The sequence below is a fragment of the Thermus sp. NMX2.A1 genome (assembly GCF_000511705.1).
Lineage (GTDB): Bacteria > Deinococcota > Deinococci > Deinococcales > Thermaceae > Thermus > Thermus scotoductus.
Map to the genome: position 1 here is coordinate 1 of NZ_ATNI01000081.1, position 25,550 is coordinate 25,550.

Sequence of the window (25,550 nt, forward strand, 5' to 3'; positions counted from 1 at the left end):
TTGTTTCCCTGGCGGGAAAGCAGCGAGGGTCCTGGGCCCCCGAAGCAGGGCGAGAAGATGGGCTTCTAGACGCTTATTCCGCACCAAGGCCATTGTTGACAAAAATGCCTTTCCCGTGCTACCTTAGAGGTCGGCTTGGGCCCGTAGCTCAGTTGGATAGAGCGGCTGACTACGGATCAGCAGGTCAGGGGTTCGAATCCTCTCGGGCCCGCCAAAACCCCCCGGGGAAACCCGGGGAATGTTTTTTCGGGTAAGCCCTACAATGGGGCCATGAAGATCTACACCAAGACCGGGGACGCAGGGGAAACCGGCCTTTACGGGGCCGAGCGGGTGGCAAAGGCCCATCCCCGGGTGGAGGCCTACGGTACCGTGGACGAGGCCAACTCCGCCCTGGGCCTGGCGCGAAGCCTCCTTCCCCAGGAGCACCTGGACCTGCACGACCTCCTGGAGCGCATCCAAAATGCCCTCTTTGACCTGGGGGCCGACCTGGCCACCCGCATGGGGAGCCCCTACGAGAAGAACATCGCCCGCATGGACGCCCAGGACGTGGAGGGGCTGGAGCAGGCCATCGACCGCTACATGGAGGAAAGCCCTCCCTTCCAGGGCTTTATCCTCCCGGGAGGGCACCCGGCGGCGGCAGCCCTGCACCTGGCCCGCACCGTGGTGCGCCGGGCGGAGCGCAAGGTGGTGGCCTTAAGCCGGGAGGAACCCGTGAACCCCGAGGCCATCCGCTACCTCAACCGCCTTTCCGACCTCCTCTTCGTCCTGGCCCGGGTGGTGAACGCCCGGGAAGGGGTGCGGGAAGAGGCGTGGCTGGTGAAGAAAAGGCGTTAGGGCCAGGGCTTACCGTAAACCCTCACCTCGGCCCCGGGAAAGGCGGTCTCCAGAAGATCCTTTAGGAAAAGGGCGGCAGAGGGCAGAAGCCCTCCGCAAGGACCCTCCATGTAAAGAAAAAGGTAGCGGGGCCTTCTCGGGGACTGGGAAAACCCCAGGCATCCCTCGTACTCGGGGAAGTACTCGTAGAAAAGCTCCAAGAGGTCCCGCACCAGGTCCCTGGCCTCGGGCAGGGCCTCAATGGAACTTTGCGGCTTGACCCAGAAGGTCATGGCCTTCATGCAAATCCATTATGGCCCTTGACCCGGATAGGGTGGTATGATATCACTTAGATATATGATTGAAGTCGCCGGTCTCACCAAGGCCTACGGCCAGCGCCTGGCCGTGCGGGACCTCACCTTCCAGGTAGCCCCCGGGGAGGTCTATGCCCTACTGGGCCCCAACAGGGCTGGGAAGACCACCACCTTGTGGCCCTCCTCATGGACGCCCTCCTGAAGGGAAGCGCAAGCCCCCTGCAGGCAGGCCTCACCTGGGGTTCCACCCTGGTCTACGCCGGGCTTGCCCTCCTGGTGGCGGTTAGGGTCTTCTCCCGGGAAGAGGTGGTCTTCAGGAACTAAAGGGAGGCGGTATGCGCGAGGTAAAGGAAACTGCGGCGTGGCGACAAAACGGCTTTCTTGCCCTTTTGGCTCTCCTCCTGGCCCTCCTCTGGCTGGGCTGGGCAGGGTATCGGTTGCTGACCGAGAAGGAGCTTTTCTACCTCTGGCACCTCATCCCCGCTCTTCTGGCCTCGGGGCTTTTAGCGGCGGGGCTTTTCACCGTGCAACCCAACGAGGCGGTGGCCATAGTCTTCCTGGGGCGGTACGTGGGTAGCGTCCGGGAGGAAGGCTTCCACTTCACCAACCCCCTGGCCCAGCGAAAACGGGTTTCCCTTAGGGTCCACAACTTCACCTCCGATAAGCTCAAGGTGAACGACGCCCAGGGAAACCCCATAGAGATCGCCGCCGTGGTGGTGTGGCGGGTGGTGGACACGGCCAAGGCTCTTTTCCAGGTGGAGAACTACCAGAGCTTCGTGGCCATCCAGTCGGAGGCAGCCATCAGGGCGCTGGCGAGCCGCTACCCCTACGATGCCGAGGGCAGGTCCTTAAGGGGAAACCCCGAGGAAATCGCCGAGGAGCTCAAGGCCGAGGTGCAGGAGCGCCTGAAGGCGGCCGGGGTGGAGGTGTTGGAGGCCCGTCTCACCCACCTGGCCTACGCTCCGGAGATCGCCCAGGCCATGCTCCGCCGGCAGCAGGCCCTGGCGGTGGTGGCGGCCAGGAGGCTCATCGTGGAGGCAGCGGTGGGCATGGTGAAGGAAGCCCTCCTGGGCCTCGAGGCCCAGGGGATCGCCCTGGACGAGGAGCGCCGGGCAGCCATGGTGAACAACCTCATGGTGGCCCTGGTGGCTGAGGCCCAGGCCCAGCCGGTGATGAACGTGGGTACCCTGTACACCTAAGGGGGTGGGGTGAGAGAAAAGGAGAAGAGGCGCTTCCTTTTAAGGCTTGACCCAAGGCTCTATCGGGTGCTGGAGAAATGGGCCCAGGACGAGCTGAGGAGCGTGAACGCCCAGATCGAGTTCCTCCTCAAGGAAGCCGCCAAGAAGGCGGGGAGGTGGAAGGATGAGGCTCCACCCGAAGAGGGACGGGAACCCTAGGCGGTTTTTCCTGGTCTTGCTCCTCTTCTCCCTCCTGGCCTTGGGCGGGGTTATCCTCCTGGCCGCCCGGGAGGATCCCGAAAGCCTCCCCCTCCTCCTCGGCATCCTCCTGGTGGACCTCTTCCTGATGGGGGGCCTCCTCTACTGGCTCATGGGGTTTCCCCAGAGGCTTTTCTACGAGCTAAATGGCCCGGTGCTCGTCATCCACCACCCCCTAGGCCGCCGCACGATCCACCGCTCGGAGGTGGCGGAGGTGAGGCTCCTCACCTTCGCCCTTCCCTGGTGGACCCTTCAGGGGGAGGTCTCCATGCCCGGCTACCACCGCAAGCGGCTCCGGCTGGAGGGACTATCCGTGGAAGCCCTCGTGGGAGCCAGGCGGGGGGAGGGAGTGCTCCTGGTGCTCAAAAACGGCTCCGGGCTTCTTCTCAACCCGGAAGATCCCCTTCCCCTGCTGAAGTGGAAGGAGGTGGCATGAGGGCCCTTTACTGGACCCTGGGGCTTTCCTGGGTGGCCTTCCTGGCCTTTTACCTGCAGGGCGGGCGGGTGGGTAGCCCTGCCTATCTGGCCTTTGGCTTCCTCTACATGTGGATTCCCGGCCTGGTGGCCCTTTCCTTCGCCCGCAAGGAGGGAGTGCGCCTCCCCCTTGCCCTACGGCCCAACCGCTACTGGCTTTTCGCCTGGCTCTTCCCCGTGGCCCTCACCCTGCTTTCCATTCCCTTAAGCCTTCCCTTCGGTGCCTGGAAAGGATGGGAAGCCCTCCGGCAAACCGCGCCCCAGGAAGCAGCCCAGGCGATCCCGGAAACCCTCTCTGCGCTTTTCCCCCTGGTCCTCATCCTCTCCGCCCTGGTGGCGGGAGCCACGGTAAACCTCCTGGCCGCTTTGGGAGAGGAACTTTTGTGGCGGGGGTACCTGTGGGAAAAACTAAAGGTGCGGGGCTTCTGGCCCGCCAGCCTGGAAATCGGCTTCTGGTGGGGCCTGTGGCATGCTCCCCTTATCCTGGCCGGCCATAACTATCCCAGAGAACCTCTCCTCGGCGTTCCCATGATGATCCTCTTCACCCTGGCCCTGACCCCCGGGCTCCTCTGGGTCCGGGAAAAGGCAGGCTCGGTGCTGGCGGCAGCCCTCTTCCACGGAACCCTGAACGCCATCGCAGGCCTATCCCTCATCTTGGTGGAGCGCACCCACGACCTCCTCATCGGGGTGGTGGGGCTTCCTGGGCTTTTCCTCCTTTCCCTTTTCAACCTCTGGCTCAGAAGGCGGGTATAGTCAAGGGGATGCGGTTTCTGGTGCTTTCGGGGCTTTCCGGAGCGGGCAAGACCACGGCCAGGGGATACCTTGAGGACCTGGGCTACTTCATGGTGGACAACCTTCCCCCAAGTCTGTGGGAAGCCCTTTTGCAGGAACTGAGCCGAAGGGGGGTGGAGCGGGCTGGGGTGGTGCTGGACGCCCGGGCCCTGGCCTTCTTCGGGGATCTGGAAAGGGTATTGGACCAGCTCAAGCCCACCGTAGTCTACCTCGAGGCCCGCCCCGAGGTCCTCCTGCGCCGCTACAACCTGACCCGGAGGGTCCACCCCCTGGGAGCGGGAAATCTCATGCGGGAGATTGGGGAGGAACGCCGCATCCTGGGTCCTTTACGGGCCAGGGCCCACCTGGTCCTGGATACCTCGGAGCTTTCCCCAAGGGCCCTCAAGGACGCCCTGGTGCTCTTTTTGGGGGAGGAGGCGGGCTTTCTTCTGCGCCTCATCTCCTTTGGCTTCAAGTGGGGCCCGCCCCAGGAGGCGGATCTGGTCCTGGACGTGCGCCCCCTGCCAAACCCTCACTATGACCCCACCCTCAAGCCCAAGACGGGGCTTGACCTCGAGGTGCAGGCCTACGTGTTCCGGGAAGAGTACGAGCCCTACTACCGGGCCCTGCTGGCGGTGGTGGGGCTGGCGGCGGAGGGAGCCCAGAAGGAAGGCAGGGCCTTTTACACCGTGGCCGTGGGGTGCACCGGGGGAAGGCACCGGAGCGTGGCCGTGGCCGAGCGGCTTGCCGAGGAGCTCTCCAGCCGGTTCCGGGTGGAGGTGAGCCACCGGGATGTGGACAAGGAGGAGTAAGTACCAGGGATTGTACCGGGTAGCCAAAGGGCTTGCCCGGCGCTTTCCCCCGCTTCGCTGGCTCTACCCGGGGATGCGGGTCAAGCGCTACGCCGCCTTGGCGGGCCTGGGGGTAGGCCTCATGGCCTTTGGGCTTGCCCGCTTCCTCCCTCCTCCACCCCCGGAACCCTGGGCCCTGGGCCTTGTCCTCCTGGGCCTCACCCTCTTGGTGGGAGGGGTAAGGAGCATGAACCGGAGCATGCTCTCCGCCTTCACCGAGCCCGAGGCGGTGCCGGAAAGGGTCTACGTGCGCAGGAGGTTGGAGCAGGGTCCCAAGGTGGTGGCCTTTGGCGGTGGGACCGGGCTTTCCCGGGTGCTTAGGGGCCTAAAGGAGCACACGGCCAACACCACCGCCATCGTGGCCGTGACCGACGATGGGGGCTCCACGGGCCGGCTTCGGGCTGCGTTTGGCCTGCCAGCGGTGGGGGATCTGGTGGACTGCCTGGCGGCGCTTTCCGACCACCCCGCCCTTCCCAAGCTCCTGCACCACCGCTTCCAGGAAGGGGAGTTTAAGGGCCACACCTTCGGCAACCTCTTCCTCTTGACCCTGAACCAGGAGGCCAGGAACTTCGCCCAGGCCATCCTCGAGGCCAACGCCATCCTGCAGCTTAGAGGCCAGGTCTTTCCCGCCACCCCCGAGGCGGTGCGGCTTAAGGCCCGCTTCCGCGATGGTTCGGAGGTGGTGGGCGAGGTGGTCATTCGGGAAAAAAGGGGGCGGATCCAGGAGGTCTTCCTGGAACCCGAGCCCCAGCGGGTCATGGAGGAAGCCCTCAGGGCCATCCGCCAGGCGGACCTCCTGGTTCTGGGCCCGGGAAGCCTCTACACCAGCGTCATCCCCAGCTTCCTGCCCAAGCCCCTCCTGGAGGCCATGGCCAAGGCAAAGGCCCCCCTGGTCTACGTGGTGAACCTCATGACCGAGCCGGGGGAAACCGATGGCTACACCGCTTACGACCACTACAAGGCCATCGCCTACCATCTCGGCAGGAGGCCCGAGGTGGTCCTGGTGCACACCGCCCCCATCCCGGAGGAAGTCCAAGGGCGGTATGCGGCAGAAGGGCGTTTTCCCGTGGCCTTTGACCCGAGGCCCTTCGCCGCGGACGGGGTGAGGGTGATCACGGGGGATTTCCGGGAGGAGGGCCCCTTGGCCCAGCACGATCCGGAAAAGGTGGTGAGGGCCCTGGTGGCCCTGGTATAAAGATGGGCATGCTGTTTCTCTTCCAGGACCCCGTGGGCGACGATCAGGGCCTGGCCTACCGCTATCCCCGGGCAGCCCTGTTCCAGGAGGCAGGGGAGGGCTATGCCGACCTTCTGGCCCTGGCAGGGGAAGAACGGGAAGGGAGGCTGGTCCTGAAGGTGCGCCTGAGCCGCTACCCGAATCCCCTCGAGGGCCCCTTGGGCTTCAGCCTGGCCACGGTGGCCCTCTGGTTGGACACCGGGGAAGGAGGGGAGGAAGCCTTGCTTCCCGGGCTTTCCACCCCTCCTGACCAAGGCTGGGAGGTGGCCTATATCCTCACGGGATTCGGCGGGGAAAAGCGTACCCCCACCGGGGAAAGGACGCCCGTGAGGGTATGGCGGGAAGGGGAATGGGTGGCGGTGGACACTGGGATTCCCCCTGGGCCTTACGGCTACTACGGGGCTGTGGGCCTCTTCGACCCCTTCGCTCCCTGGTACCTGCGCCCCACTAGCCCGGAAGGAGGCCCCTGGACCCTGGGGGCCCCCCCGGGAAGCCCCCCGGTGGTGGACCTTTTGGCGGAGGCACCCTTGGATCAGGTAAAGGCCTACCAAACCGGCATCCTGAAGCCCTTAAGGCCCAAGGGATTCGCCCTAAAAAGGGAAAGCCTCCTGGCCTTTGCCCTGGGTGGGGCCTCCCTCCTCCTGGCCTTCCTCCTCCGCAAGCCCTAGAGGGGACGCAAATCCTCCAGAAGAAGCCAGCCCACCTCCTTGGGAAGCCCCTCCAGCATCCCCCGAAGGATGGGGGCCAGGGTTTCCGTCAGGGGCTTCAAGGCCTCGGGAGGTTCCTCGGTGAGGAGAAGAAGGGTAACCTGGTAAAAACGCTGGGTGTGCGTGGGGGTACCGTCCTCAAAGAAGGGTGTGGGGGGCGGCACCTCGTCCAGGAGAAGCCTGGCTCCCTCCACCTCCTGGGGAAGCAGGGTTTTCAGGTCCAGGGCAAGCTCCCTGGGGTACCAAAGGTAGCCCTGGAACAGGCGCACCGCTTGCACCCGTCTAGTTTAGAACCTCCCACACCTCCTCGCCATAGCGGTAAACCCGAGGAAACCTCCGGGAAAGGTGCACCGCCACCTCGTAAGGGATGGTCCCCCGGGCCTCGGCCCAGGCGCAAAGCCCCGTGGGGCCGAAATCCGGGGAGAGTACCTCCAAGACCGCCTCCAGGGGCAAAGGCCCCGGGGAAAGCACCGTGGTCTGGTCCATGGAGATGCGGCCCGCCACCGGGTAAAGGCCTCCTTCGGGACCCTTCACGAAGCGCACCGCCCCCCGGGGAAGACCGTCGGCATAGCCCACGGGCAAGGTCAGAAGCCACTCCCCACCCCGGGCCACGTACTCCCCTCCGTAGCCCACCCGATCCCCCGGCCCCAGCTGCTTCACCAGGGTGGGCCGGGCGAGAAGGCGGAGGATGGGCTTTAGGCTGAAACCCGGGATGAGGCCATAGAGGGCAAGTCCCACCCGCACGTTCTCCCCCCCGTGCAGCAGAAGCCCGTGGGAGTTTTCCAGGTGGTAGAAGTAGCCTTCCCCCAAAGCCTCCCGCACCCTTTGGAAGCGGCTTCTTTGCACCTCCACGAAAGCCTCGTCCTCCCCGGCGGTGGCCAGATGGGTGTAGACTCCCTCCACCCTTATCCCCAAGGCCTCCACCGCCAGGAGGGCATCCTTGGCCTTCTCCCAGGGAAAGCCCACCCGGTTCATCCCCGTGTCCACCTTGAGGTGGGCCCTGGGGGTGAGCCCCAAGGCCCTGGCCCGGGCGGCCAGGGCCTGGGCGGCCTCGAGGGTGGAAAGGGTTGGGGTAAGCCCCCACCTTAGAGCCGCCTCCGCCTCCAGGGGGTGGAGGCTCCCGAGAAGGAGGACCTCCCCCTTGACCCCCCCTTCCCTCAAGGCCCTCCCCTCCGCCAGGGTGGCCACGGCGAAGCGCCCCACGCCCTTTCCCTCCAGGAAGCGGGCCAGGGGAAGGGCCCCGTGGCCGTAGGCGTCCGCCTTGAGGACGGGGATGACCTCCCCCTTGGCCATCTTTTGGAGAAGGCGCAGGTTGGCCTCGAGGGCGGAGAGGTCCACCTCTATCCAGGCCCGCTCTTGCAACTCAACGGGCTCCATAGGGCCAGCAACTGTAGGTTTCCAGATCGGGCGGGGCGCTTTTCATGCGGAGGGCACGGGCCTCTTGCTTCTCTAGGGGACGCACCCGAAGCCAACCCACGGGAGTCCGAGCCTGGGGCTTGGGGAAGGGTTCCCCCCGGATAACCCCGGGCCCTATCTCCACGGCGAAAGGAGGGGTGGCCCGCTCTTCCAGCCAGCGAGCCACCCGCTCGCTCTCCACCCCCACTCCCGGGGGAAGTCGCAAGGGATAGGGGTAGAAAAGGCCGCACCGCACGTACCACCCGTCCTTCCAGCGGATCCAAAGGGCATAGGGCTCCCCGGGAAACGCCCAAAGGGGCACCCACACCCGGTAGGTTCCCCAGTCCAAGGCTTCCAAGGGGAAAACCTCATCCTGGAAGTGGTACTCCTCGGGCCTGCCCGCCCCGGCGGAGAAGATCCAAAGGTAGGTGGCCTCCCCTACCCCCACCCAAAGCTCCGCCGTGGAGTATAGGGAAGCCCGCTCCTCGGGACGCAGGCAAGGGCCCGTGGGGCTAAGCCGCTCCTGCCCGGGGGGGCAGGGCTTGGGGGCCCCCAAGGGAGAGGGCCCATGAGAAGCGGGAAGGCACCCGGCCAGCGCCAAAGTTAAAAGGAACCCAAGCCTCCACGCCATGCTTCCACTCTACCGGGCCCAAGCGTTTCCCTCAAAGAACTTGCACACGAGAAGCGGGCTTCCAAGCGGGCAGGGGTGCTTTTCGGGGTAGCATCAGTCCTCCAGCAGGCCCACGAAGCGGTGGGGGTCGGGGTCCAGCTTGAACCGCCGCCGGTCCAAACGGGAGAGGAGCTCGGCCAGGCGCTCCGTGCTCCCCCGCAGGAGGAGGTGGTACACGTACACCCCCTTCACCCGAGGGACGGGGGCGGGGGCAGGCCCCAGCACCTCCCCCTCCCGGGCCACCCCCTTGAGGGCCTCGAGGAAGGCATAGGCCTCCTCGAGGGCCCGCTCCTCCTTGCGGTGGGCAACCTCCAGCTTCACCATCCGCACCTTGGGAGGGTAATCCAGGGCCTCCCGCAGGGCCTTTTCCCTCCAGGGAAAGACCTCCACGCTTCCCTCCAAAAGCGCCTGGTGAGCAGGGTGGTCGGGGGTGTAGGTCTGGAGGACCAGAAGGGGCCTTCTCCCCGGCCTCAGCTCGGTGAGGGCCCAAAGCAGGCGATGGTACCGCTCGGCGGCGCGGAAATCGGAATCGTAGAGGAAGCCATCGGCATAGGGCAGGAGGACCAAGGCCAGCTCGGGGAGCACCGGGCCCCGGAGAAACGCGGTGGTGCCCACCACCACCCCTGGTTCTCCCTTGAGCAGGGGGCCCAGGTCGTCCTTCCCCTCCTTGGAGTAGCGGTACACGGGTAGGGAAAGGCGCCCCCTTAGTTCTTCCTGCAGCCATTCCAGCCCTGGTCCCTTGGGCTCGAGGAGGGGGGAACCGCACTCCGGGCACAGAACCGGGGGAGGCTCGCGGTGGCCGCACTGGTGGCAGACCAGCTCCCCCCTGCCCCCCTTGTGGTAGCGCAAGGGAAGGGCGCAGTTGGGGCAGGTGGGCTTGTACCCGCAGTCGGCGCAGAGGAGGAGGGCGCTATAGCCCAAGCGGGGAGAAAGGACCAGGGCCTGCCGCCCCTTCTCCTCCACCTGCCTCAAAAGGGCCCAGGCCCTTCCCACCAGGGGATACCCCTTCTCCTTCCTCAAGTCCAACAGGAGAACCCTCGGCTTGGGTACAGGGAAGGCCAGGCCCGGCTTTTCCAAGACCTCCACCGCGGGCACCAGGGAAAGGTAGGTGAGGGGCACGCCCACAAGCCTTGCCCTGAGCTCCGCCAAGGGAGGCACAAAGGCCCGGGTCCCCGAGGGAAGCTTGTAGCTTTCGCTTCCCTCTTCCACCACCACCAGGGAATCCGGGGTGAAGGGGAGGAGAAGCCCGCCATAGGTGGCGAAAATCAAGCCCCCAGGCTGCCGAAAAAGGGCCTCCCGCGCTTCCCGGGAAAGGCCCCCATGGTACGGCCTGGCCTGGGGGAAGTGGCGGAGGAAGCGTTCCAAAAGGCTTACCTCGGGAAAGAGCACCAGGTGGCTTCCCTTGGCCACCAGGCCCGCCAGGAAACGCATCCTCTCCCCAAGCCTCCCCCCGTTCAGCCTTTCGGGCCTTTCCGGAAGGAAGAGGGGCTTTAGGGGCTCGCCCGCAGGGGAAGGCTCCCTGGGAGTCCCGTAGCCGATGTACCCCTCGGCGAGAAGCCTCTTCACCCGGCCCACCCCTACCCCAGCAGCCCGGGCCAAGGCTGCCAAACTCTCCGCTTGGCCCAGGGTCCAAAGGACCTGCAAAACAGCGTCCAGAAGAGGGTCAGGATGCCCCTTCTCCAGGGGGATGAGAACCTTTCTCCCCTCCTTAAAGGCCACCTCCTCCTGCAAGACCCCAGCCTCCCGCAGGTAATCCAAAAGCTTGGGGTCAAACCCCTTAGCCTCCTGCCAGGTGACCAGGCCCTCCAACCCCTTGGGCAGAAGGGCTGGGTCCGCCCCTGGGTAGAGGCGCACCCGGTGCCTTAGTTCGGGAAAAGGGGGCAGGAAATCGGCAAGCACCTGGCCCAAGGGAGCAAAGAGGTAACGGGCGGCTTCCTCCAGAAACAGGATCTCCTCCGGGCGCAAATAGGGCCTCGAGTCCAGATAGGCGATGGCGTGCCGCAAGGCATGGCTCGGCCTGCCCCCTTCCCCCACCCACCACCCCCACCCGCACCTCCCCCCGCCAGGGCACCGCCACCCGTTTCCCCAGGGCTTCTTCCCCGTCTACACCCTCCTGGCCCAGGGGAGGCAGGTAGGTCATGGGGGGAAGGGGCAGGGGTAAGGCCACCTGAAGAAGGCGCATGCTGCCCATAGGATAAGGGGGATGCGGTGGGCGGTGGTGCTCTCTGGGGTAGCCCTTTACAGCGCCCTCTACGCGGTGGTGCCCTTGCTTCCCCTTTTGGAAAAGCTCTTCGCTGTCCCTCCGGGGGCTGCGGGTCCAGGCATGGGCCTGCCCCTTTTGCTTCTGGTGCTCCTTTCCCCCTGGGTACCCCGCCTGGGCCTGCCGGCAGGCGCCCTGTTGGGCGGGGGCCTTCTCTTGGTGGGCCTAGGGGGGGTGCTCGGGGCCTTTAGCCCAAGCCTTTTCCCCTGGACCCTTTGCCGCATCCTCCAGGGGGTTGGGGCCGCCCTCGTGCCCACCTTGGCCATCGCCCTCATTCCCCTTCTCTTCCCCCAAAAGGCCTGGGAGATGGCCGGGGTATACATGGCGGGGAATGTTCTGGGCGGGGGCATGGGCCGGGTGCTGGCAGGGGTTTTGGCCGAGGTCGTCGGGGTGAGGGAGGCCCTCTTCCTCCTTTCCCTGCCCGCTTTTCTCCTGGGTCTCCTCCTCATCCGGGCTCCTGCGGGGCTTCCCGCCCTGGGTAGGCCGCAATACGACCTTTCCGCCTTTCCCTTGTACCTGGCGGGTTTCATCCTCCTTTTCCTGAACCTCTTCCTGGCCAACCTCCTCCCCTACCGCCTTCTGGAGCTGGGCTTCCGCCCAGGCGAGGTGGGGCTCGTGTACCTGGCCTACCTCTTCGGCATCCCGGGAAGCGCCCTTTCGGGGCTTCTGGCCCGCCGGTTCGGGGCGGTGGCCACCTTTCGCCTGGCCTTCTCCCTGGTCCTCCTCGCCCTGGGGCTTTTGCTCCTGCCACCCCCAGGCCTGGTTCTGGGATTCGTGCTCCTCATGGCCGCCCTCTTCACCGCCCAAAGCCTGGCCTCAGGAGCTGCAGGAAGAAGGGGAGCGGGGGTAAGCGGCACCTACGTGGCCGCCTTTTACCTGGGGGGCACCCTGGCCGGGCTTCTTTATCCCTTCTTCCTTCATAGCTTCCCCCTGGCGGTGGCGGTGGGCGTGGCCCTGGCCCTTCTCAACCTCCTCCTGGCCCCCGTCAGGTAGGCTCTTTGGTCCCGGAACCCTCCTACCCGCGCTACCATAACCCCATGGAGCTCCATGCCGCCGACCAGTACCTGGTAGCCCCTGGGGAGGCCGGGCTTCTTTCCGTGTACGAAAGGCTTTCCGGCACCCGGCTCTATCCCCCTTTCCCCCCGGTGGAGCTCCCTGGCGGGGTGGGGGGGCTTTTGGAACGGGGGGGCTTTGGCCAGACCTTTTTCTTTCCGGCAGAGGTCCTGGGCCTGACCTTTAAGACCCCCAAGGGAAGGGTGGTGCGGGCCGGGGGGGTGGTGGTGAAGAACGTGCAAGGCTACGACCTGGTGCGGCCCTTTGTGGGGAGTTTTGGCCTGTTGGGAAAGGTCCTCGAGGTGGTCTTCCGCCTGAGGCCGGGGCAGGCCTCCGTCTTTCTAAAGAGGCCCTTCACCGGAGAATTTCCCGAGCTTACTCCCCATCCCCGCTTCCTCTTTGCCCTCCTGGAGGAAGGGAGGTGGTGGCTTTACGCCTTTCACTTCGGCCACGAGAAGGAGGTGGCCCGCTTCCAAGAGGCCTTCGGCGGGGAGGAGGCCAGACCCCTGGACCTGCGGCCCCTCTTCCCCCAGGGGATGGGGGTGGGGGAGGGTCCTCTCAAGGACCTTCGCTTCTCCTGGGCGGATGGGGGCAGGGCCCCGGAGCCTCCAGAGGCCTTCCGGAAGCTCGCCGAGGCGCTTTAGTTAGTAAGCGAGTGGAAACGGAGTCCTCGACCTGTCCGGGGAAGGAGCGTAAGGGGGTGCCGCCATCTCCTTGCCCCACCCTCCCCACGCCCGGGACGGGGCAAGGTATTCTCTAAAGGATGCGGGAGCTCGAGCAAGAAGCCCTAGCCGCCATCCGGGAAGCCCGGGACCTCGAGGCCTTAAAAACCCTGAAGGCCCGCTACCTGGGCAAAAAGGGCCTCCTCACCCAGGAGATGAAGGCCCTTGCCAGCCTTCCCCTCGAGGAAAGGAAAGCGAAGGGCCAGGCCCTAAACGCCCTCAAGGAGGCCATCGAACGGGCCCTGGAGGAGCGGGAAAAAGCCCTGGTGGAAGAGGAGCTGAGAAGGGCCCTGGAAAGGGAGCGCCAGGATGTTTCCCTACCAGGGGTGGAGGTTTTCACCGGGGGACTCCACCCCATCACCCTCATGGAGCGGGAGCTGGTGGAGATCTTCCGCTCCCTGGGCTACCAGGCGGTGGAAGGCCCCGAGGTGGAAAGCGAGTTCTTCAACTTTGACGCCCTGAACATCCCCGAGCACCACCCGGCCCGGGACATGTGGGACACCTTCTGGCTGGAAGGGGAGGAGCATAGCCTTCCTGGCCCCTTGGGAGAAGAGGTGAGGGGCAGGCTCCTTCTTCGCACCCACACCTCCCCCATGCAGGTGCGCTACATGGTGGCCCACACCCCTCCCTTCCGCATCGTGGTGCCGGGGCGGGTTTTCCGCTTTGAGCAGACGGACGCCACCCACGAGGCGGTCTTCCACCAGCTGGAAGGCCTGGTGGTGGGGGAAGGGATCACCATGGCCCACCTGAAGGGAGCCATCTACGAGCTGGCCCAGGCCCTTTACGGCCCGGAATCCCGGGTGCGCTTCCAGCCCGTGTACTTTCCCTTCGTGGAACCCGGGGCCCAGTTCGCCATCTGGTGGCCGGAGGGAAGGAAATGGCTGGAGCTGGGAGGGGCCGGGATGGTCCACCCCAAGGTCTTCCAGGCGGTGGAGGAGTACCGAAAAGCCCTGGGCCTTCCCCCCGCTTACCAGGGGGTCACAGGCTTCGCCTTTGGGCTCGGAATCGAACGCCTGGCCATGCTCCGCTACAACATCCCCGACATCCGCTACTTCTTCGGGGGAAGGCTTAAGTTCCTGGAGCAGTTCCGGGGGATTCTATGAGGGTGCCTTTTTCCTGGCTAAAAAGCTACGTGCCCGAGTTGGAAAGCCCCGAGGTTCTGGAGGAGCGGCTCGCCAGCCTCGGCTTTGAAACCGACCGCATGGAAAGGATCTTCCAGATACCCGGCGGCGTGGTCTTCGCCCGGGTCCTCGAGGCCCACCCCATCTCCAGCACCAGCCTGAAGCGCCTGGTCCTGGATGCGGGAAAGGTGGTGGAGGTGGTCTCGGGGGCGGGAAACGCCCGGGCGGGCATCGGGGTGGCCCTGGCCCTTCCCGGCACGGAGGTAAGAGGGCTGGCCATCGGGGAAAGAACCATCCAGGGGGTGGTCTCCCACGGCATGGCCCTTTCGCCCAAGGAACTCGGGGTAGGGGAATACGGCGGTGGGCTTCTGGAGTTCCCCCCCGATACCCTTCCTCCCGGCACCCCCCTAGCCGAGGCCTGGCCGGAGGAGGAGGTGCTGGACATCGAGGTCACCCCCAACCGCCCGGATGCCCTGGGGATCCTGGGCCTGGCCTTTGATCTCCACGCCCTGGGCTACAGCCTGATTCTGCCCGAGGTGCGGCTGGAAACGGAGAAGGTGCCCCTACCCTTTGGCCTCAGGGTGGAAGACCCTCGCGGGGCCCTTCACTTCACCCTTTCCTACGCCTTTGGCCTCCAGGTGGGGCCGAGCCCCCTTTGGCTCCAACGCATCCTTTTCGCCTGCGGGATGAGGCCCATAAGCAACGTGGTGGACATCACCAACTACGTGATGCTGGAACGGGCCCAGCCCATGCACGCCTTTGACCTCCGCTTCGTGGGGGAGGGTATCCTGGTGCGCCGGGCCAAGCCCGGGGAAAAGCTGGTCACCCTGGATGGCGTGGAAAGGGAACTCCACCTCGAGGACCTGGTGATCGCTGGGTACAGGGGGGAGGAAAGTTTCCCCATCGGCCTCGCCGGGGTCATGGGGGGCGCTGAAAGCGAGGTGCAGGAGGACACCCGGGCCATCGCCCTGGAGGTGGCCCAGTTTGACCCCGTTTCCATCCGCAAAACCGCCAGGCGGCATGGCCTCCGCACCGAGGCCAGCTACCGCTTCGAGCGAGGGGTGGACCCCTTGGGCCAGGTACCCGCAGCCCAAAGGGCCCTAAGCCTCCTCCAGACCCTGGCAGGGGCCCGGGTGGCGGAGACCATCCTGGAGGAAGGAACCCCCCAGGCACAAAGGCCCATTCCCTTCCGCCCTGCGTACGCCAACCAACTCCTCGGTACCCAGTACCCGGAAGAAGTACAGCTTGCCATCCTAAGGCGCCTGGGCTGCCGGGTAGAGGGGGAGGGTCCTTACCGGGTCACACCCCCCAGCCGCCGCCTGGACCTCGAGCTGGAAGAGGACCTGGTGGAGGAAATCGCCCGAATCCAGGGTTACGAAAGCATTCCCCTGGACCTTCCTGCCTTCTTCCCCGCCCCCGACAACCGGGGGGTGGAGAGGCCCTACCAAAGGGAGCGCCGCCTGCGGGAACTCCTTTCGGGCCTTGGCTTCCAGGAGGTTTACACCTATAGCTTCATGGACCCCGAGGAGGCTTCCCTCTTTCGCCTGCCCCCGCCCCCCTGGCGCCTCAAAAATCCCTTGAGTCCCGAAAAGGCCGCCCTGAGGACCCACCTCTTCCCCGGCCTCCTCAGGCTCCTCAAGGAAAACCTGGCCCTGGACCGCCCGGAAAGAGCCCTCCTCTTCGAGGTGGGCAGGGTCTTCGGGAAAGAGGGGGCTTGGGTGAGGGAGGAAACCCATCTGGCAGGCCTCCTCTTCGGGGAAGGCCTGGGGCTTCCCCATGGGGAGAAGCTTTCCGGCTACCCCCTCCTCAAGGGGCTTCTGGAGGCCTTTTTGAACCGGCTGGGCCTGGACCTGAGGGTGGAGGCCCATCCCTACCCCTTCCTCCATCCCGGCGTTTCGGGGAAGGTAAGGGTGGCCGGGGAGGAAAAGGGATTCCTGGGCCAGGTGCACCCGGAGATCCTCAAGGCCCTCGAGCTTCCCCCGGTCTATATCTTTGAGCTTCACCTCCCCCTTCCCGAGAAACCCTTCCGCTTCCAGGACCCCTCCCGCTACCCCTTAGCCCTCAGGGACCTGGCAGTGGTGGTTCCCGAGGCCACGCCCTACGGGGAGGTGGAGGCCCTCCTTCGCCAGGCAGCTGGACCCTACCTGGAAAGCCTACGGCTATTTGACCTCTACCAGGGCCCACCCCTTAGGGTTGGGGAGAAGAGCCTGGCCTTCCACCTGCGCTTCCGCCACCCCGAGCGCACCCTCAAGGACGAGGAGGTGGAGGAGGCCATGGCCCGCCTCCTGACGGCTTTAAGAAGCCGGGGCTGGGATATCCGGGGCTAGGCGGTAAACTGAGGCCATGCTCACCTGGGTGGATCTCCTGGCCCTGCTAGGCTTGGCCGTGGCCCTGGCCTGGGGCTACCGGAGCGGCCTCCAGGGGGCCTTCGCCGGGCTTGGGGTGGTGCTCTACCTCCTCCTGGCCCAGGTGGGGTTTGCCGGCCCCTGGTGGGGTCTTGGCCTCGGGCTTCTCCTGGGGCTTCTGGCCAAAAGCCTCCCCCTTCCCTCCCTTTCCCAGGGCCTCGAGGTCCTCCTGGGCTCCCTGGGAGGGTTCCTTTTGGGCCTCTTCGTGGCCCTGGCCATCTGGACCGGCTATCCCTGGGAAAAAACCGCCGCCGGGAGCCTCCGCTACCCCTCCCTGAACCTTCCCACCCCGGTCTACGACGGGGTGAGCCAGAGCCCCTTCACCCGGGAAGCCTTCCGCCTGGCCTGGACCTCCCCATGGCTCAGGCGGGCCCTGGGCCTAGATCGGCCGTAAGGCTATCTAGGTCAGCCGCAAGGCTATCTAGGTCAGCCGCAAGGCTATCTAGGTCAGCCGCAAGGCTATCTAGAGGGCCAGAATCCGCGACAGGGCCAGAAGGGAGCGGTTGATGTCCTTCTTACGCTCCACCGCCTCCTTGAGGGGGGTGAGCTCCACCTCCCCCTCCACCTCCCCCACCCATGACCCCGCTGGTCCCCCCAGCCAGGGCCTCCACCGCTGCCGCCCCCAAGCGGCTCGCCAGGATGCGGTCCTTGGCGGTGGGGCTTCCCCCCCGCTGGATATGGCCAAGGACCGTAACCCGGGCCTCCACCGGCACGTGCTCCCTTATGGCGGCGAGAAGCCCCGCCGCCCCCCCGGGATAGGCCCCTTCCGCCACCACCACGATGGAGCTGGACTTACCCCGGCGCAGGGATTCCAGAAGCCCCTCGGCGATGGCCCTGGGGTCCACGGGTTCCTCGGGCACGGCGATCACCTCGCCCCCCCCAGCCAGCCCCACATCCAAAGCGATGAACCCGGAGTCCCGCCCCATGACCTCGATGAAGAAGACCCGCTCGTGGCTGGCTGCGGTGTCCCGGATGCGGTCTATGGCCTCGAGGGCCGTGTTCACCGCGGTGTCAAAGCCAATGGTGTAATCGGTGCCGTAAAGGTCGTTGTCGATGGTGCCGGGCACCCCCACCACGGGGACCTTATGCTCCTCCAAAAGCCGCATGGCCCCGCGAAAGGTACCGTCCCCTCCGATGGCCACCAGGCCCTCGATGCCCGCCGCTTTGAGCTTCTCCGCCGCCTTGGCCCGGCCCTCTTCCGTGAGGAACTCCTGGCTTCTTGCGGTGAGGAGGACGGTTCCCCCCCGCTGAAGGATGTTGGCCACATCCCGCACCCCCAAGGGCACCATCTCCCCCAGGATCATGCCCGCATAGCCGCGGCGGATGCCGATCACCTCGAGGCCCAAGGCATAGGCCTGGCGCACCACCGCCCTGATGGCCGCATTCATCCCCGGGGCGTCGCCGCCGGAAGTAAACACCCCTATGCGCTTCATTCTCCCTCCTCAAAGGGCTTCTTCTCCCCTTCCAAAGCCAGGCGATAGGCCTCGTTCCTGGGAACCCCCCTCTGCAGAAGGGCCCGGAAAAGGGCCTTACCCTTAAGGCCCTGGGCTTTTAGCTCCTCCAAGAGCTGGTTGGCCTCCACGGGTGGCGCCTCCTTGGGTCCCAGCACCAAAACGAACTCGCCCCTTGAGTTTTGAAAGTGCCTCCAGGCCTCCTCCAGGGTCCCCCGGAAGATCTCCTCGTGCACCTTGCTGATCTCCCGGGCCACGGCCACGGGATGCCCGGGGCCGTAGACCCCCATGAGGTCCTCCAGGGTTTTTTGCAGGCGATGGGGGCTTTCGTACAGCACCGCGGTCCTCCCTTCCCGGGCCAGGGCCCAAAGCCGTTCCTTGCGCTCCTTGCCCCCCTTGGGCAGAAACCCCTCAAAGGTGAAGCGGTGGGTGGGCAGGCCCGAGGCCACCAGGGCGGGGATGAGGGCGGTGGGACCCGGAAGCGCTTCCACCCGCCAGCCCCATTCTAACGCCAGCCGCACCAGATCCGCCCCGGGATCGGAGATGCCCGGGGTGCCGGCGTCCGTGGCGTAGGCCACGTAAGCGTAAGGGGAAAGGAGTTCCCTGGCCTTTCCCATCGTGTGCTGGTCCAAGCGCAGGGTGGGGGTAGGGATGCCGTAGTGGCGGAGGAGAAGCCCGGTACGCCGGGTGTCTTCACAGGCCACCACCTCCACCTCCTTGAGCACCCTCAGGGCCCTTAGGGTGATGTCCTCCAGGTTGCCGATGGGGGTGGGTACCAGGACCAGGCGCACCTTAGAGGAGGATGGGCTTGAGAAGCTCCTGGACCTCGCGGAAGGTGAACTGGTACACCGAGCCCGAGGGCAGGGTGAACTCCAAAAGGTCCGGGCTTCCCGGGAAAAGGATGCGGCGCAGGGCCATGGGGCCCTGGTCGGTTTCCACATGGGCCGTCAGGTAATCGGGCTCCAGATTGGGTTCGTCCTCGGCCTCCTTGGGGGGTTCCTCCCCCACCCCCTCCTCCAGGCGGCGAAGGGCTTCCAGGAGGTCGGCCTTGAGGGTTCGCACCTCCTCCTCCAAGGTGCCGTCGGAAAAAACCAGAACCGCCTCCTCCCCTTCCCCATAGGCGGTAAGCCCCCAAAGGGCCTCTCCTTCCTCCTCGGGGGGGGCCTCCACCAGCTCCAGGGTGCCGTCGGAAAGCAGGCGCAAGACCGCCCCGCAGGCCTCGCAGTCCAGGAGGTCCCCCGCCTTGTACCCCTCCAGCTCCAGGGTTTCCCCGCATGCCGGGCAGACCATAAGCCTCCTCCAACCCCATTGTAAGCCGCTTAAAAAGGGCCTAGCCCCTCGGCCAGGCCCCGTCCTTTCCCAGAGGATTGGCCTCAACGGGCCCCGTAGCGGGCGATGCAGGCCCTTACCTCCTCCAGGGCCGCCTGCCGGTCCCGCCAGCCCGTGACCTTCACCCACTTGCCCTTCTTGGCCTCGAGGGCCTTGTAGGTTTCAAAGAAGTGCTGGATCTCCTGCTTAACCCCCTCGGGCACATCGCCAATGTCCTGAATGTGGTCCAGGCGCTGGTCCTCCGCCACCACCCCGATGACCTTGGCGTCCCCGCCCTTCTCGTCCTCCATGAGCAGAAGGCCCACCACCCGCACCTCCACCACCACGCCGGGCAAAAGGGGGTAGGTGGAGAGAACCAGGCCGTCCAGGGGATCCCCATCCTCGGCCAGGGTGGAGGGAATGAACCCGTAGTCCCCGGGATAGAACTGGGCTCCGGGAAGGACCCGGTCCAGCTTGATAACCCCAAGCTCCGGATCGTACTCGTACTTGTTGCCGGAACCCCTGGGCACCTCGATGACCATGTTCACCACCTCGGGGGCACCCTTACCCACGGGAAGGCTCTTCAGGTTCGCCATAGCCCCCCCATTATACGAGGACCCCCGGGAAATCGGTGACCAGGGCATCCACCCCCCAGGCGGCCAGTTCCTGGGCTTGCTGGCGGCGGTTCACCGTCCAGACCAGTACCCGGTAGCGGGTCCTTAGCTCCCTCACCTTGGCCTCGCTGAGCAAAGAGGCCTCGGGATGCACCCATTCCACCCCCAGGCAGGGGGCCAGGGCCTCCGCCTCCTCGTGTTCATAAAGAAGGCCCAGGGGCCCCACCCCAAGCCGTTTAAGGCGCACCAGGGCCAAGGGATCAAAGGAGCTCACCCAGATCCTATCCGAGGGGTAACGGGCCAGGAGCCTGGCCAAGGCCTCCTCCCGGCCGTCGGTTTCCGGGGGAAGGCTTTTCAGCTCCACGTTGATCCAGGCTTCGGGGAAGGTCCTCAGCACCTCCTCGAGGGTGGGCACATAAGCCGGGAGCTCCCTAGAGGAAACCCCGCTAATAGGGACGCCTCCCAGGGTGAAGTCATGGTGCACCACCAAGACCCCATCCCGCGTGAGGTGCACGTCCAGCTCAAATCCATCCAGCCCAGCCTCCAAGGCCTGGCGGAATGCCTCCAGGGTATTTTCCACATAGACCTGGGCCTCGCCTTCCGCCAGGCGAGGGGCGCCGCGGTGTCCCAAGCGCAAGGGCACGAGGGGAAGTATACAATGGGGCCATGAGCAAGTATGAAGCGGCGTTTTCCCGCCTGGGCGAGGAAGCCCTGGTCAAGCTGGAAGGGCCGGGTGGCTTTCTGGCCGTCACCGAGGCCCACCTGGTCTTCGTGGACGACGCCGGGGTAAAGCGCCTGGAGCTGGCCAGGATCCGCCGGGTGGGCAAGGGAGAGGCCGGCACCCTCCTGGTGCAAGGGGAGGAGGATTCCCTGGTCCTCCCCCTGAAGGCCTTCCCCCTGGAGGAGCTCAAGGTCTTTCTGGAAGGGTTGAAACCTCACGTGGCCCGGGCCCGCAAGGCCACCTCGGCTCCCGCCCCCGCCCCCCAAGGCTCCCCCTGACCCAGGAAACCCCCTCCCCCCCACCCCCCCTCCTCCCGAGCCCCCCGAAGGCCCCGGTGTGGGAAGAGGAACTCCCTCCCAAGCGGGATTCGGTGGAACTAGCCCCGGAGCCGGAGTCCCCTCCCCCAGCCCCCACGCCCAAGGCCCAGGGAGGGAGAAACCCTTTGGCCCTCCCCTTAAAGGTCCTCTCCCTCCTCACCCTGGCCTACACCGTGGCCTTCGTGGCCCTGAACCCCGGGGTGGATCCTTGGGTCCTGGCCGGGGTTCTCCTAGGCGGGCTTGGTCTGGCCTTGACGGAGTGGTCCTCCTCTACCTCCTCGCGGTAGCCCTCCTGGGTCTTTCCAGCCTCTGGCCCAAGCTGGTCCCGAAACCCCAGCCGGTGTGGGTGGAAACCCTGGCGGAGGCCAGCTTTGAGCCCCCAGCCCCTGAGCCCATTAGCTTGAACCAAGCCAGCCTCGAGGAGCTCATGAGCCTCCCTGGGGTCGGCCCCGTGCTGGCCCAGAGGATCGTGGCGGGAAGACCCTACGCCAGGGTGGAGGACCTCCTGAGGGTCAAGGGCATCGGCCCCGCCACCCTGGAACGGCTCAGGCCCTATGTCCGGCCCTAGGGCATTCTTCCCCAAGCCTCCCCTCTCCACCTGGGGTCCAGGGGTAGGCCTGGGTCTAGGCGGGCTCCTGGGAGCCTGGGGGCTTTTCCATCCCTGGGTCCTTCTCCTGGCGCCCTTACTCCTCCCCTTCCTCCGGCTTCCCTTCGCCCTTGGGCTCGTTTTTGTCCTCCTCCGGGGCCTCCTCTTCCCCGTACCGGAACCCCCTTACGGCACCCGCCTCGAGGGTGTCTTCACCCTCCACCAAGGCACCATCCTCTGGCAGGGGCACAGGCTCTGGGTGCAGCACTACCCGGGCCTGGAGGATGGCCGCTACCGGCTGAGGGGGTACCTGGCTCCACCCCAGGGCAAGCGCAACCCCGGGGGCTTTGACCAGCGCACCTGGCTCCTCTCCCGGGGGATAAGAGGGGTGTTTCACGTGGAACGGGCGGAACCCCTGGCCCCGCTTCCCGACCCCCGGGCTCCCTTCCGTGCCCGCCTGGCGCAGGGACTCTCGCCCCTTGCCCTCGAGGTACTGGAGGGGCTGGTCCTGGGGGACAAAAGGGAACTCGAGGATACCTACGCCCAGTTCCAAAAGGCGGGGCTCGCCCATCTCCTGGCCCTCTCGGGCCTCCACGTGGGCTTTCTGGTGGCAAGCCTGGTTTTCCTTCTCACCCCTTTGGGCCGATGGCGCTACCTCCTGGCCCTCCTGGCTCTACCCTTTTACCTCTGGCTGGCGGGGCCAAGCCCCTCCTTGGTGCGGGCCAGCCTCATGGCCGGGTTATCCCTCCTGGGCCTCTTCCTCGGCCTTGGAGCCGCCGGGGTGCTCCAGGCCCTGGGCCTCGCCCTCTTTCTTCAGCTCCTGTGGTGGCCCGCAAGCCTGCTAAGCCTTTCCCTCCAGCTCTCCTACCTGGCGGTTGCGGGGATCGCCCTCCTCCTGCCCGCCCTCCCCCGACCCCAGGGAGCATGGGGGTACCTAAGAGGAGCCCTTCTCACCAGCCTGGCCGCCCAGGTCCCCCTGGTTCCCCTTCTCCTTGACCGCTTCGGCTTCCTACCCCTCCTCTCCCCCCTCAGCAACCTCCTGGCCCTGCCCCTGGCCTCCCTCCTGGTACCCCTGGGATTCCTCAAGCTGTTCCTTGGGGGTCTTCCGGCACCCCTTCTGGAGCCCATGGCCCGGGCCCTCCTTCTCCTGGCCCAGGCCGCAAGCCGTGGCCCACTCTTAAGCTGGGGGGAAATCTCCCCTTTGGGCTTCGCCCTCTACTACCTTGGGCTTTTCCCCTTGGCCCTGGCTCTGCACCAGCTTCTCCTCTGGCGGAAAGCCCTCCTCCTTGCCAGCCTTCCCCTTCTGGTCAGCCTCCTCGCCTCCTGGCCCAAGCCCCTGGACCTCTTTGCCCTGGACGTGGGCCAGGGGGATGCCCTGCTGGCCCGGCTGGGTGGGGCCGAGGTGCTGGTGGACGGGGGCCGGCCCGAGCAGGGGGAAAAGGTGGTGCGGGCCCTAAGGGCCCTGGGGGTGGAGGCCCTCGAGGTCCTGGTGGCCACCCACCCCGATGCCGACCACCACGGAGGCCTCCTCAAGGTGGCCGAGGAGGTTCCCATCGGCCTCGCCCTCCTCTCCCCCGCCTTCCCAAAGGAGCACCCCCTGGTCCAGGCCCTGCAAAGCCGGAAAGTGCCCATCCTCTTCCCCGGAACCGGCACCCGCCTTCGCGTGGGCAAAGGGAGCCTCGAGGTCCTCTGGCCTCCTGGCCCGCAAGCAGACGACAACCAAGGCGGTCTGGTCCTCCTCCTGGACTTCGTCGGGCCCAAAGCCCTTCTCCTGGCAGACGTGCCCGGGGAGGTGGAGGAAAGGCTCACTCCCCCGCAGGTGGCGGTGGTTAAGGTTAGCCACCACGGCTCCCGCACGGGCACGGACGAGGACCTCCTGGAACGCACCCGACCCCAGGTGGCCTTGATAGGCGTGGGAAGGAACCCCCATGGCCACCCCCACCCCGAGGTCTTGGAGCGCCTGGACCAGCATGGGGTAAGGGTCTACCGCACCGACCAAAACGGCGCGGTACGGGTCCTCTTTGGCTACGCCTGGTAACCCAGCCGCTCTAAAAGGGCCTCCAGCTCCTCCAGGGAGCGGTAGTGGATGACCACCTTCCCCCGCCTTCCCCCCACCACCCTCACCGGCAGGCCCAGGTGCCGGGAAAGCTCCAGGGAAAGGGGAGAGGGTTCCTGGGTTTTGCGCTCCCGTTCCCGCACCAAACGCTCCCGCAAGGCCTCCGCCTGGCGTACGGAAAGCCCTTTTTCCAGGATCTCCCTCAGGCCCCAAAGCCGGTCCTCAGGCTCCAGCATCAAAAGGGCCCGGGCGTGGCCTGCGCTGATGAGCCCCTGTTCCAAGACCTCCAAAACCTCCTCGGGAAGCTGCAAAAGCCTCAGGGCGTTGGCCACCGTGGAGCGGGCCTTACCCACCCGCTTGGCCACCTCCTCCTGGGTGAGGCCCAGACCCAAGAGGGCCTGGTAACCCCGGGCCTCCTCCAACGGGGTGAGGTCCTCCCGCTGGAGGTTCTCCACCAGGGCCACCTCCATGGCCTCCTGGTCCGTGAGGTCGCGGATGATGACGGGAATCTCCTTCAGGCCCGCCATCTCCGCGGCCCTAAGGCGCCTCTCCCCGGCCACCAATTCGTATCCCTCCCCCTTGGGACGCACCACCAGGGGTTGAAGCAGGCCTTTCTCCCGAATGGAAGCCGCAAGCTCCTCCAGACCCTCCTGGGAGAACCTCCGGCGAGGCTGGTGGGGGTTGGGCCGGATGGCGGACAGGGGAAGCCGGACCACCCCTCCGCCGCCCTTGGGCAGGAGGGCCTCGAGGCCCCTCCCTAAACCGCTAGCCTTCTTGGACACGGGCGATCACCTCCTCGGCCAGACGGCGGTAGGCGTGGGCCCCCGGCGAGGTGGGGGCATGCTGGGCAATGGTCCTGCCAAAGCTCGGGGCCTCTGCCAGCCGCACGTTCCGGGGCACCACCGTCCAGAACACCTTCTCCCCGAAGTGGGCCCGAAGCTGGGCCTCCACCTGCTGGGACAAAAGGGTCCGGCCGTCGTACATGGTGATGAGGATGCCGAGAAGCCTAAGGCACGGGTTCAGCCGGGTGCGCACCTCGTCCAGGGTGGAGAGCAACCCCGCCACCCCCTCCAGGGCGTAGTACTCCGCCTGCACCGGGACCACCACCCCGTGCGCCGCCGCCAGGGCGCTCAGGGTGAGGGCGGAGAGGCTGGGGGGCACGTCCAAGAGGGTGATATCGTACCCCTCGTCCCGTAAGGCCTCCCCTAGGGCCAGGGGCTTTTCCAGAAGCTCCACCGTGGCCCCCACCAGCTCCGGGGTGGCCGGCAACAAATGGAAACCGTCCACGGGCTGCACCAAGGCCTCCAGGGGTTCCCCCTGCAACACCTGGTACACCCCGCGCTCGGGCCGGAGCCCAAGGCCGCTGGTGGCGTTCATCTGGGGGTCCAGGTCCACCAAGAGGACTTTCTTCCCCATGCGGGCCAGGTAGGCGGCCAGATTGATGGCGGTGGTGGTCTTGCCCACCCCCCCCTTCTGGTTCACCAGGGCGATCCGCCGCAACACCTTGGACCCTAGCATAAAGGATTTCTCTCGGGCACCCCCGGTCGCCGGGGATACCTGGCCGGGGTAGAGGCCTCCTTGGGCACCACCACCAGGTTCCGTTCCTCCTGGGCCACGGGAAGAACCAAGGAGTGGACGGTAACCAAACCGCCTCCCAGGAGGGCTAGGGCCCTGGGCAAGGGGGCCACCTCCTCCACCACCCTCGGACCCTTCTGGGCCAGCATATACCCTCCCAGGGCCACGAAGGGCAGGCCCAGCTCCACCAAGACGCAAAGAGAAGCCACCGCCCGGGCCACCACCCGGTGGTAGGCCTCCCGGTGCTCGGGCATATGGGCCAGCTCCTCCGCCCGGCCCCAGAGGGGGTAGGCCCCCTTCAGCCCAAGGGCCTCCACCGCCTGGGCCACGAAGGCCACCTTCTTCTTGGTGGCGTCCAGGAGGGTGACCTCCAGCTCCGGGCGCACGATCTTCAGGGGAAGCCCGGGAAACCCCGCCCCCGTGCCCAGGTCCAGCACCCGCCATGGCCCCTGGAAGAGGGGCAAGGTAAGGAGGGTGAGGGAGTCCAGGAAATGTTTGACCACCACCTCCTCCTCCGTGCGCAAGGCCGTGAGGTTGGTGCGCCGGTTGGCCTCCATGAGGAGGTCGTAAAGGCGGGAGAAGGTGGAAAGGTGGGCCTCGAGGTCCAGCCCCAAGGCCTTTCCACCCTCCAGAAGAAGCTGAACGCCCTTTGGGCTTAGACCCACCCCCACCCCCAATGTTTCACGGGAAACATCC

Annotated in this window: 28 protein-coding genes, 1 tRNA gene and 4 pseudogenes; 20 read left to right on the forward strand and 13 right to left on the reverse strand. The window is 66.2% G+C overall.

Annotated features, from left to right (window positions below):
• Positions 1-137: 137 nt before the first annotated feature.
• Positions 138-214 (forward strand) — tRNA-Arg (locus TNMX_RS09580).
• A 56-nt stretch (positions 215-270) separates the two neighbouring features.
• On the forward strand, positions 271-834 hold the full coding sequence (locus tag TNMX_RS09585; RefSeq protein WP_038031627.1) for a cob(I)yrinic acid a,c-diamide adenosyltransferase: 564 nt from the start codon (positions 271-273) through the stop codon (positions 832-834).
• Here the strand turns inward: TNMX_RS09585 and TNMX_RS09590 are convergent.
• Positions 831-1,115 carry a hypothetical protein gene (locus TNMX_RS09590; RefSeq protein ID WP_028493682.1) on the reverse strand — a complete coding sequence of 95 codons (285 nt, stop codon included), beginning with the start codon at positions 1,113-1,115 and terminating at the stop codon, positions 831-833. The genes TNMX_RS09585 and TNMX_RS09590 overlap by 4 nt on opposite strands.
• A 55-nt stretch (positions 1,116-1,170) precedes the next feature.
• On the opposite strand from TNMX_RS09590, the pseudogene TNMX_RS12660 reads away from it, so the two are divergent.
• The 9 genes and pseudogenes from TNMX_RS12660 to TNMX_RS09625 form a co-directional block, all read left to right on the forward strand.
• Positions 1,171-1,302: pseudogene (locus TNMX_RS12660) on the forward strand (ATP-binding cassette domain-containing protein); the annotation flags it as partial.
• A pseudogene (locus TNMX_RS12890) lies at positions 1,299-1,451 on the forward strand (ABC transporter permease); the annotation flags it as partial. The pseudogenes TNMX_RS12660 and TNMX_RS12890, both read left to right, overlap by 4 nt.
• A gap of 11 nt (positions 1,452-1,462) precedes the next feature.
• Complete coding sequence (locus TNMX_RS09595; RefSeq protein ID WP_038031629.1) at positions 1,463-2,326, forward strand: SPFH domain-containing protein; 864 nt, start codon at positions 1,463-1,465, stop codon at positions 2,324-2,326.
• Between the two features lie 9 nt (positions 2,327-2,335).
• Positions 2,336-2,524, forward strand: coding sequence for a hypothetical protein (locus tag TNMX_RS09600; RefSeq protein WP_038031631.1), 189 nt, complete (start codon positions 2,336-2,338; stop codon positions 2,522-2,524).
• Positions 2,490-2,999 carry a hypothetical protein gene (locus tag TNMX_RS09605; RefSeq protein ID WP_038031633.1) on the forward strand — a complete coding sequence of 170 codons (510 nt, stop codon included), beginning with the start codon at positions 2,490-2,492 and terminating at the stop codon, positions 2,997-2,999. Before TNMX_RS09600 ends, TNMX_RS09605 begins: the two co-directional genes overlap by 35 nt.
• Entirely contained in the window at positions 2,996-3,790 is a 795-nt protein-coding gene (locus TNMX_RS09610; protein ID WP_038031635.1) for a type II CAAX prenyl endopeptidase Rce1 family protein, read from the forward strand. The genes TNMX_RS09605 and TNMX_RS09610 overlap by 4 nt, the downstream gene beginning before the upstream one ends.
• 8 nt (positions 3,791-3,798) lie before the next feature.
• Positions 3,799-4,620 (forward strand): RNase adapter RapZ, encoded by an 822-nt coding sequence (rapZ, locus tag TNMX_RS09615; RefSeq protein ID WP_038031637.1) that lies wholly within the window; start codon positions 3,799-3,801, stop codon positions 4,618-4,620.
• Positions 4,601-5,854, forward strand: coding sequence for a gluconeogenesis factor YvcK family protein (gene yvcK, locus TNMX_RS09620; RefSeq protein WP_038031639.1), 1,254 nt, complete (start codon positions 4,601-4,603; stop codon positions 5,852-5,854). Before rapZ ends, yvcK begins: the two co-directional genes overlap by 20 nt.
• 8 nt (positions 5,855-5,862) lie before the next feature.
• Positions 5,863-6,561: a glucodextranase DOMON-like domain-containing protein gene (locus TNMX_RS09625; protein WP_038031855.1), complete on the forward strand. Its 699-nt coding sequence runs from the start codon at positions 5,863-5,865 to the stop codon at positions 6,559-6,561.
• Here TNMX_RS09625 and TNMX_RS09630 read toward each other — a convergent pair.
• The 4 genes and pseudogenes from TNMX_RS09630 to TNMX_RS09645 form a co-directional block, all read right to left on the reverse strand.
• The gene (locus TNMX_RS09630) at positions 6,558-6,878 is read right to left on the reverse strand and encodes a DUF3208 domain-containing protein (RefSeq protein WP_015718342.1); all 321 of its coding nucleotides are present in this window, start codon (positions 6,876-6,878) and stop codon (positions 6,558-6,560) included. The genes TNMX_RS09625 and TNMX_RS09630 overlap by 4 nt on opposite strands.
• A 4-nt stretch (positions 6,879-6,882) precedes the next feature.
• A complete protein-coding gene (gene alr, locus TNMX_RS09635) occupies positions 6,883-7,977 on the reverse strand; it encodes an alanine racemase (protein WP_038031641.1) in 1,095 nt (364 codons plus the stop codon).
• Positions 7,964-8,551, reverse strand: coding sequence for a hypothetical protein (locus TNMX_RS09640; protein WP_253269393.1), 588 nt, complete (start codon positions 8,549-8,551; stop codon positions 7,964-7,966). The genes alr and TNMX_RS09640 overlap by 14 nt, the downstream gene beginning before the upstream one ends.
• A 168-nt stretch (positions 8,552-8,719) precedes the next feature.
• Positions 8,720-10,847: pseudogene (locus TNMX_RS09645) on the reverse strand (primosomal protein N').
• Positions 10,848-10,868: 21 nt separating this feature from the next.
• Here TNMX_RS09645 and TNMX_RS09650 point away from each other — a divergent pair.
• The 5 genes from TNMX_RS09650 (at position 10,869) to TNMX_RS09670 (ending at position 16,620) form a co-directional block, all read left to right on the forward strand.
• Complete coding sequence (locus TNMX_RS09650) at positions 10,869-11,918, forward strand: MFS transporter (protein WP_019550782.1); 1,050 nt, start codon at positions 10,869-10,871, stop codon at positions 11,916-11,918.
• Between the two features lie 44 nt (positions 11,919-11,962).
• Entirely contained in the window at positions 11,963-12,622 is a 660-nt protein-coding gene (locus TNMX_RS09655) for a DUF5639 domain-containing protein (RefSeq protein ID WP_038031857.1), read from the forward strand.
• A gap of 119 nt (positions 12,623-12,741) precedes the next feature.
• Positions 12,742-13,803 (forward strand): phenylalanine--tRNA ligase subunit alpha, encoded by a 1,062-nt coding sequence (gene pheS, locus TNMX_RS09660; RefSeq protein WP_038031645.1) that lies wholly within the window; start codon positions 12,742-12,744, stop codon positions 13,801-13,803.
• Positions 13,800-16,148: a phenylalanine--tRNA ligase subunit beta gene (gene pheT / locus TNMX_RS09665; RefSeq protein ID WP_038031647.1), complete on the forward strand. Its 2,349-nt coding sequence runs from the start codon at positions 13,800-13,802 to the stop codon at positions 16,146-16,148. Before pheS ends, pheT begins: the two co-directional genes overlap by 4 nt.
• 16 nt (positions 16,149-16,164) lie before the next feature.
• Complete coding sequence (locus TNMX_RS09670) at positions 16,165-16,620, forward strand: hypothetical protein (RefSeq protein WP_038031650.1); 456 nt, start codon at positions 16,165-16,167, stop codon at positions 16,618-16,620.
• A 69-nt stretch (positions 16,621-16,689) separates the two neighbouring features.
• On the opposite strand, the pseudogene pfkA reads toward TNMX_RS09670, so the two are convergent.
• The 5 genes and pseudogenes from pfkA to TNMX_RS09695 all read right to left on the reverse strand — a co-directional run bounded on the left by pfkA (position 16,690) and on the right by TNMX_RS09695 (position 20,242).
• Positions 16,690-17,659, reverse strand: a pseudogene (pfkA, locus tag TNMX_RS09675) (6-phosphofructokinase).
• On the reverse strand, positions 17,656-18,468 hold the full coding sequence (gene rsmI / locus TNMX_RS09680) for a 16S rRNA (cytidine(1402)-2'-O)-methyltransferase (protein WP_019550776.1): 813 nt from the start codon (positions 18,466-18,468) through the stop codon (positions 17,656-17,658). Before rsmI ends, pfkA begins: the two are co-directional and overlap by 4 nt.
• Position 18,469: 1 nt before the next feature.
• Positions 18,470-18,967 carry a hypothetical protein gene (locus TNMX_RS09685; protein WP_038031652.1) on the reverse strand — a complete coding sequence of 166 codons (498 nt, stop codon included), beginning with the start codon at positions 18,965-18,967 and terminating at the stop codon, positions 18,470-18,472.
• An 83-nt stretch (positions 18,968-19,050) separates the two neighbouring features.
• Complete coding sequence (locus tag TNMX_RS09690; protein ID WP_015718353.1) at positions 19,051-19,581, reverse strand: inorganic diphosphatase; 531 nt, start codon at positions 19,579-19,581, stop codon at positions 19,051-19,053.
• A 10-nt stretch (positions 19,582-19,591) separates the two neighbouring features.
• On the reverse strand, positions 19,592-20,242 hold the full coding sequence (locus tag TNMX_RS09695) for a glycerophosphodiester phosphodiesterase (protein WP_038031654.1): 651 nt from the start codon (positions 20,240-20,242) through the stop codon (positions 19,592-19,594).
• Positions 20,243-20,265: 23 nt separating this feature from the next.
• On the opposite strand from TNMX_RS09695, the gene TNMX_RS13395 reads away from it, so the two are divergent.
• The 4 genes from TNMX_RS13395 to TNMX_RS09710 are packed head-to-tail and all read left to right on the forward strand — an operon-like array spanning position 20,266 to position 23,261.
• Positions 20,266-20,598, forward strand: coding sequence for a hypothetical protein (locus tag TNMX_RS13395; protein WP_253269398.1), 333 nt, complete (start codon positions 20,266-20,268; stop codon positions 20,596-20,598).
• Positions 20,599-20,654: 56 nt separating this feature from the next.
• A complete protein-coding gene (locus TNMX_RS13400) occupies positions 20,655-20,924 on the forward strand; it encodes a hypothetical protein (RefSeq protein WP_253269399.1) in 270 nt (89 codons plus the stop codon).
• Positions 20,897-21,205, forward strand: a complete 309-nt coding sequence (locus tag TNMX_RS09705) for a helix-hairpin-helix domain-containing protein (RefSeq protein WP_019550771.1) — start codon at positions 20,897-20,899, stop codon at positions 21,203-21,205. The genes TNMX_RS13400 and TNMX_RS09705 overlap by 28 nt, the downstream gene beginning before the upstream one ends.
• Positions 21,192-23,261, forward strand: coding sequence for a DNA internalization-related competence protein ComEC/Rec2 (locus tag TNMX_RS09710; protein ID WP_038031656.1), 2,070 nt, complete (start codon positions 21,192-21,194; stop codon positions 23,259-23,261). The genes TNMX_RS09705 and TNMX_RS09710 overlap by 14 nt, the downstream gene beginning before the upstream one ends.
• Here the strand turns inward: TNMX_RS09710 and TNMX_RS09715 are convergent.
• Genes TNMX_RS09715 through rsmG form a run of 3 tightly spaced genes read right to left on the reverse strand, consistent with a single transcriptional unit; the run spans position 23,249 to position 25,519 of the window.
• Positions 23,249-24,061, reverse strand: coding sequence for a ParB/RepB/Spo0J family partition protein (locus tag TNMX_RS09715; protein WP_015718359.1), 813 nt, complete (start codon positions 24,059-24,061; stop codon positions 23,249-23,251). The genes TNMX_RS09710 and TNMX_RS09715 overlap by 13 nt on opposite strands.
• A complete protein-coding gene (soj, locus tag TNMX_RS09720; RefSeq protein ID WP_015718360.1) occupies positions 24,045-24,797 on the reverse strand; it encodes a chromosome-partitioning ATPase Soj in 753 nt (250 codons plus the stop codon). Before soj ends, TNMX_RS09715 begins: the two co-directional genes overlap by 17 nt.
• Positions 24,791-25,519 carry a 16S rRNA (guanine(527)-N(7))-methyltransferase RsmG gene (rsmG, locus tag TNMX_RS09725; protein WP_172640116.1) on the reverse strand — a complete coding sequence of 243 codons (729 nt, stop codon included), beginning with the start codon at positions 25,517-25,519 and terminating at the stop codon, positions 24,791-24,793. The genes soj and rsmG overlap by 7 nt, the downstream gene beginning before the upstream one ends.
• Between the last annotated feature and the right edge of the window lie 31 nt (positions 25,520-25,550).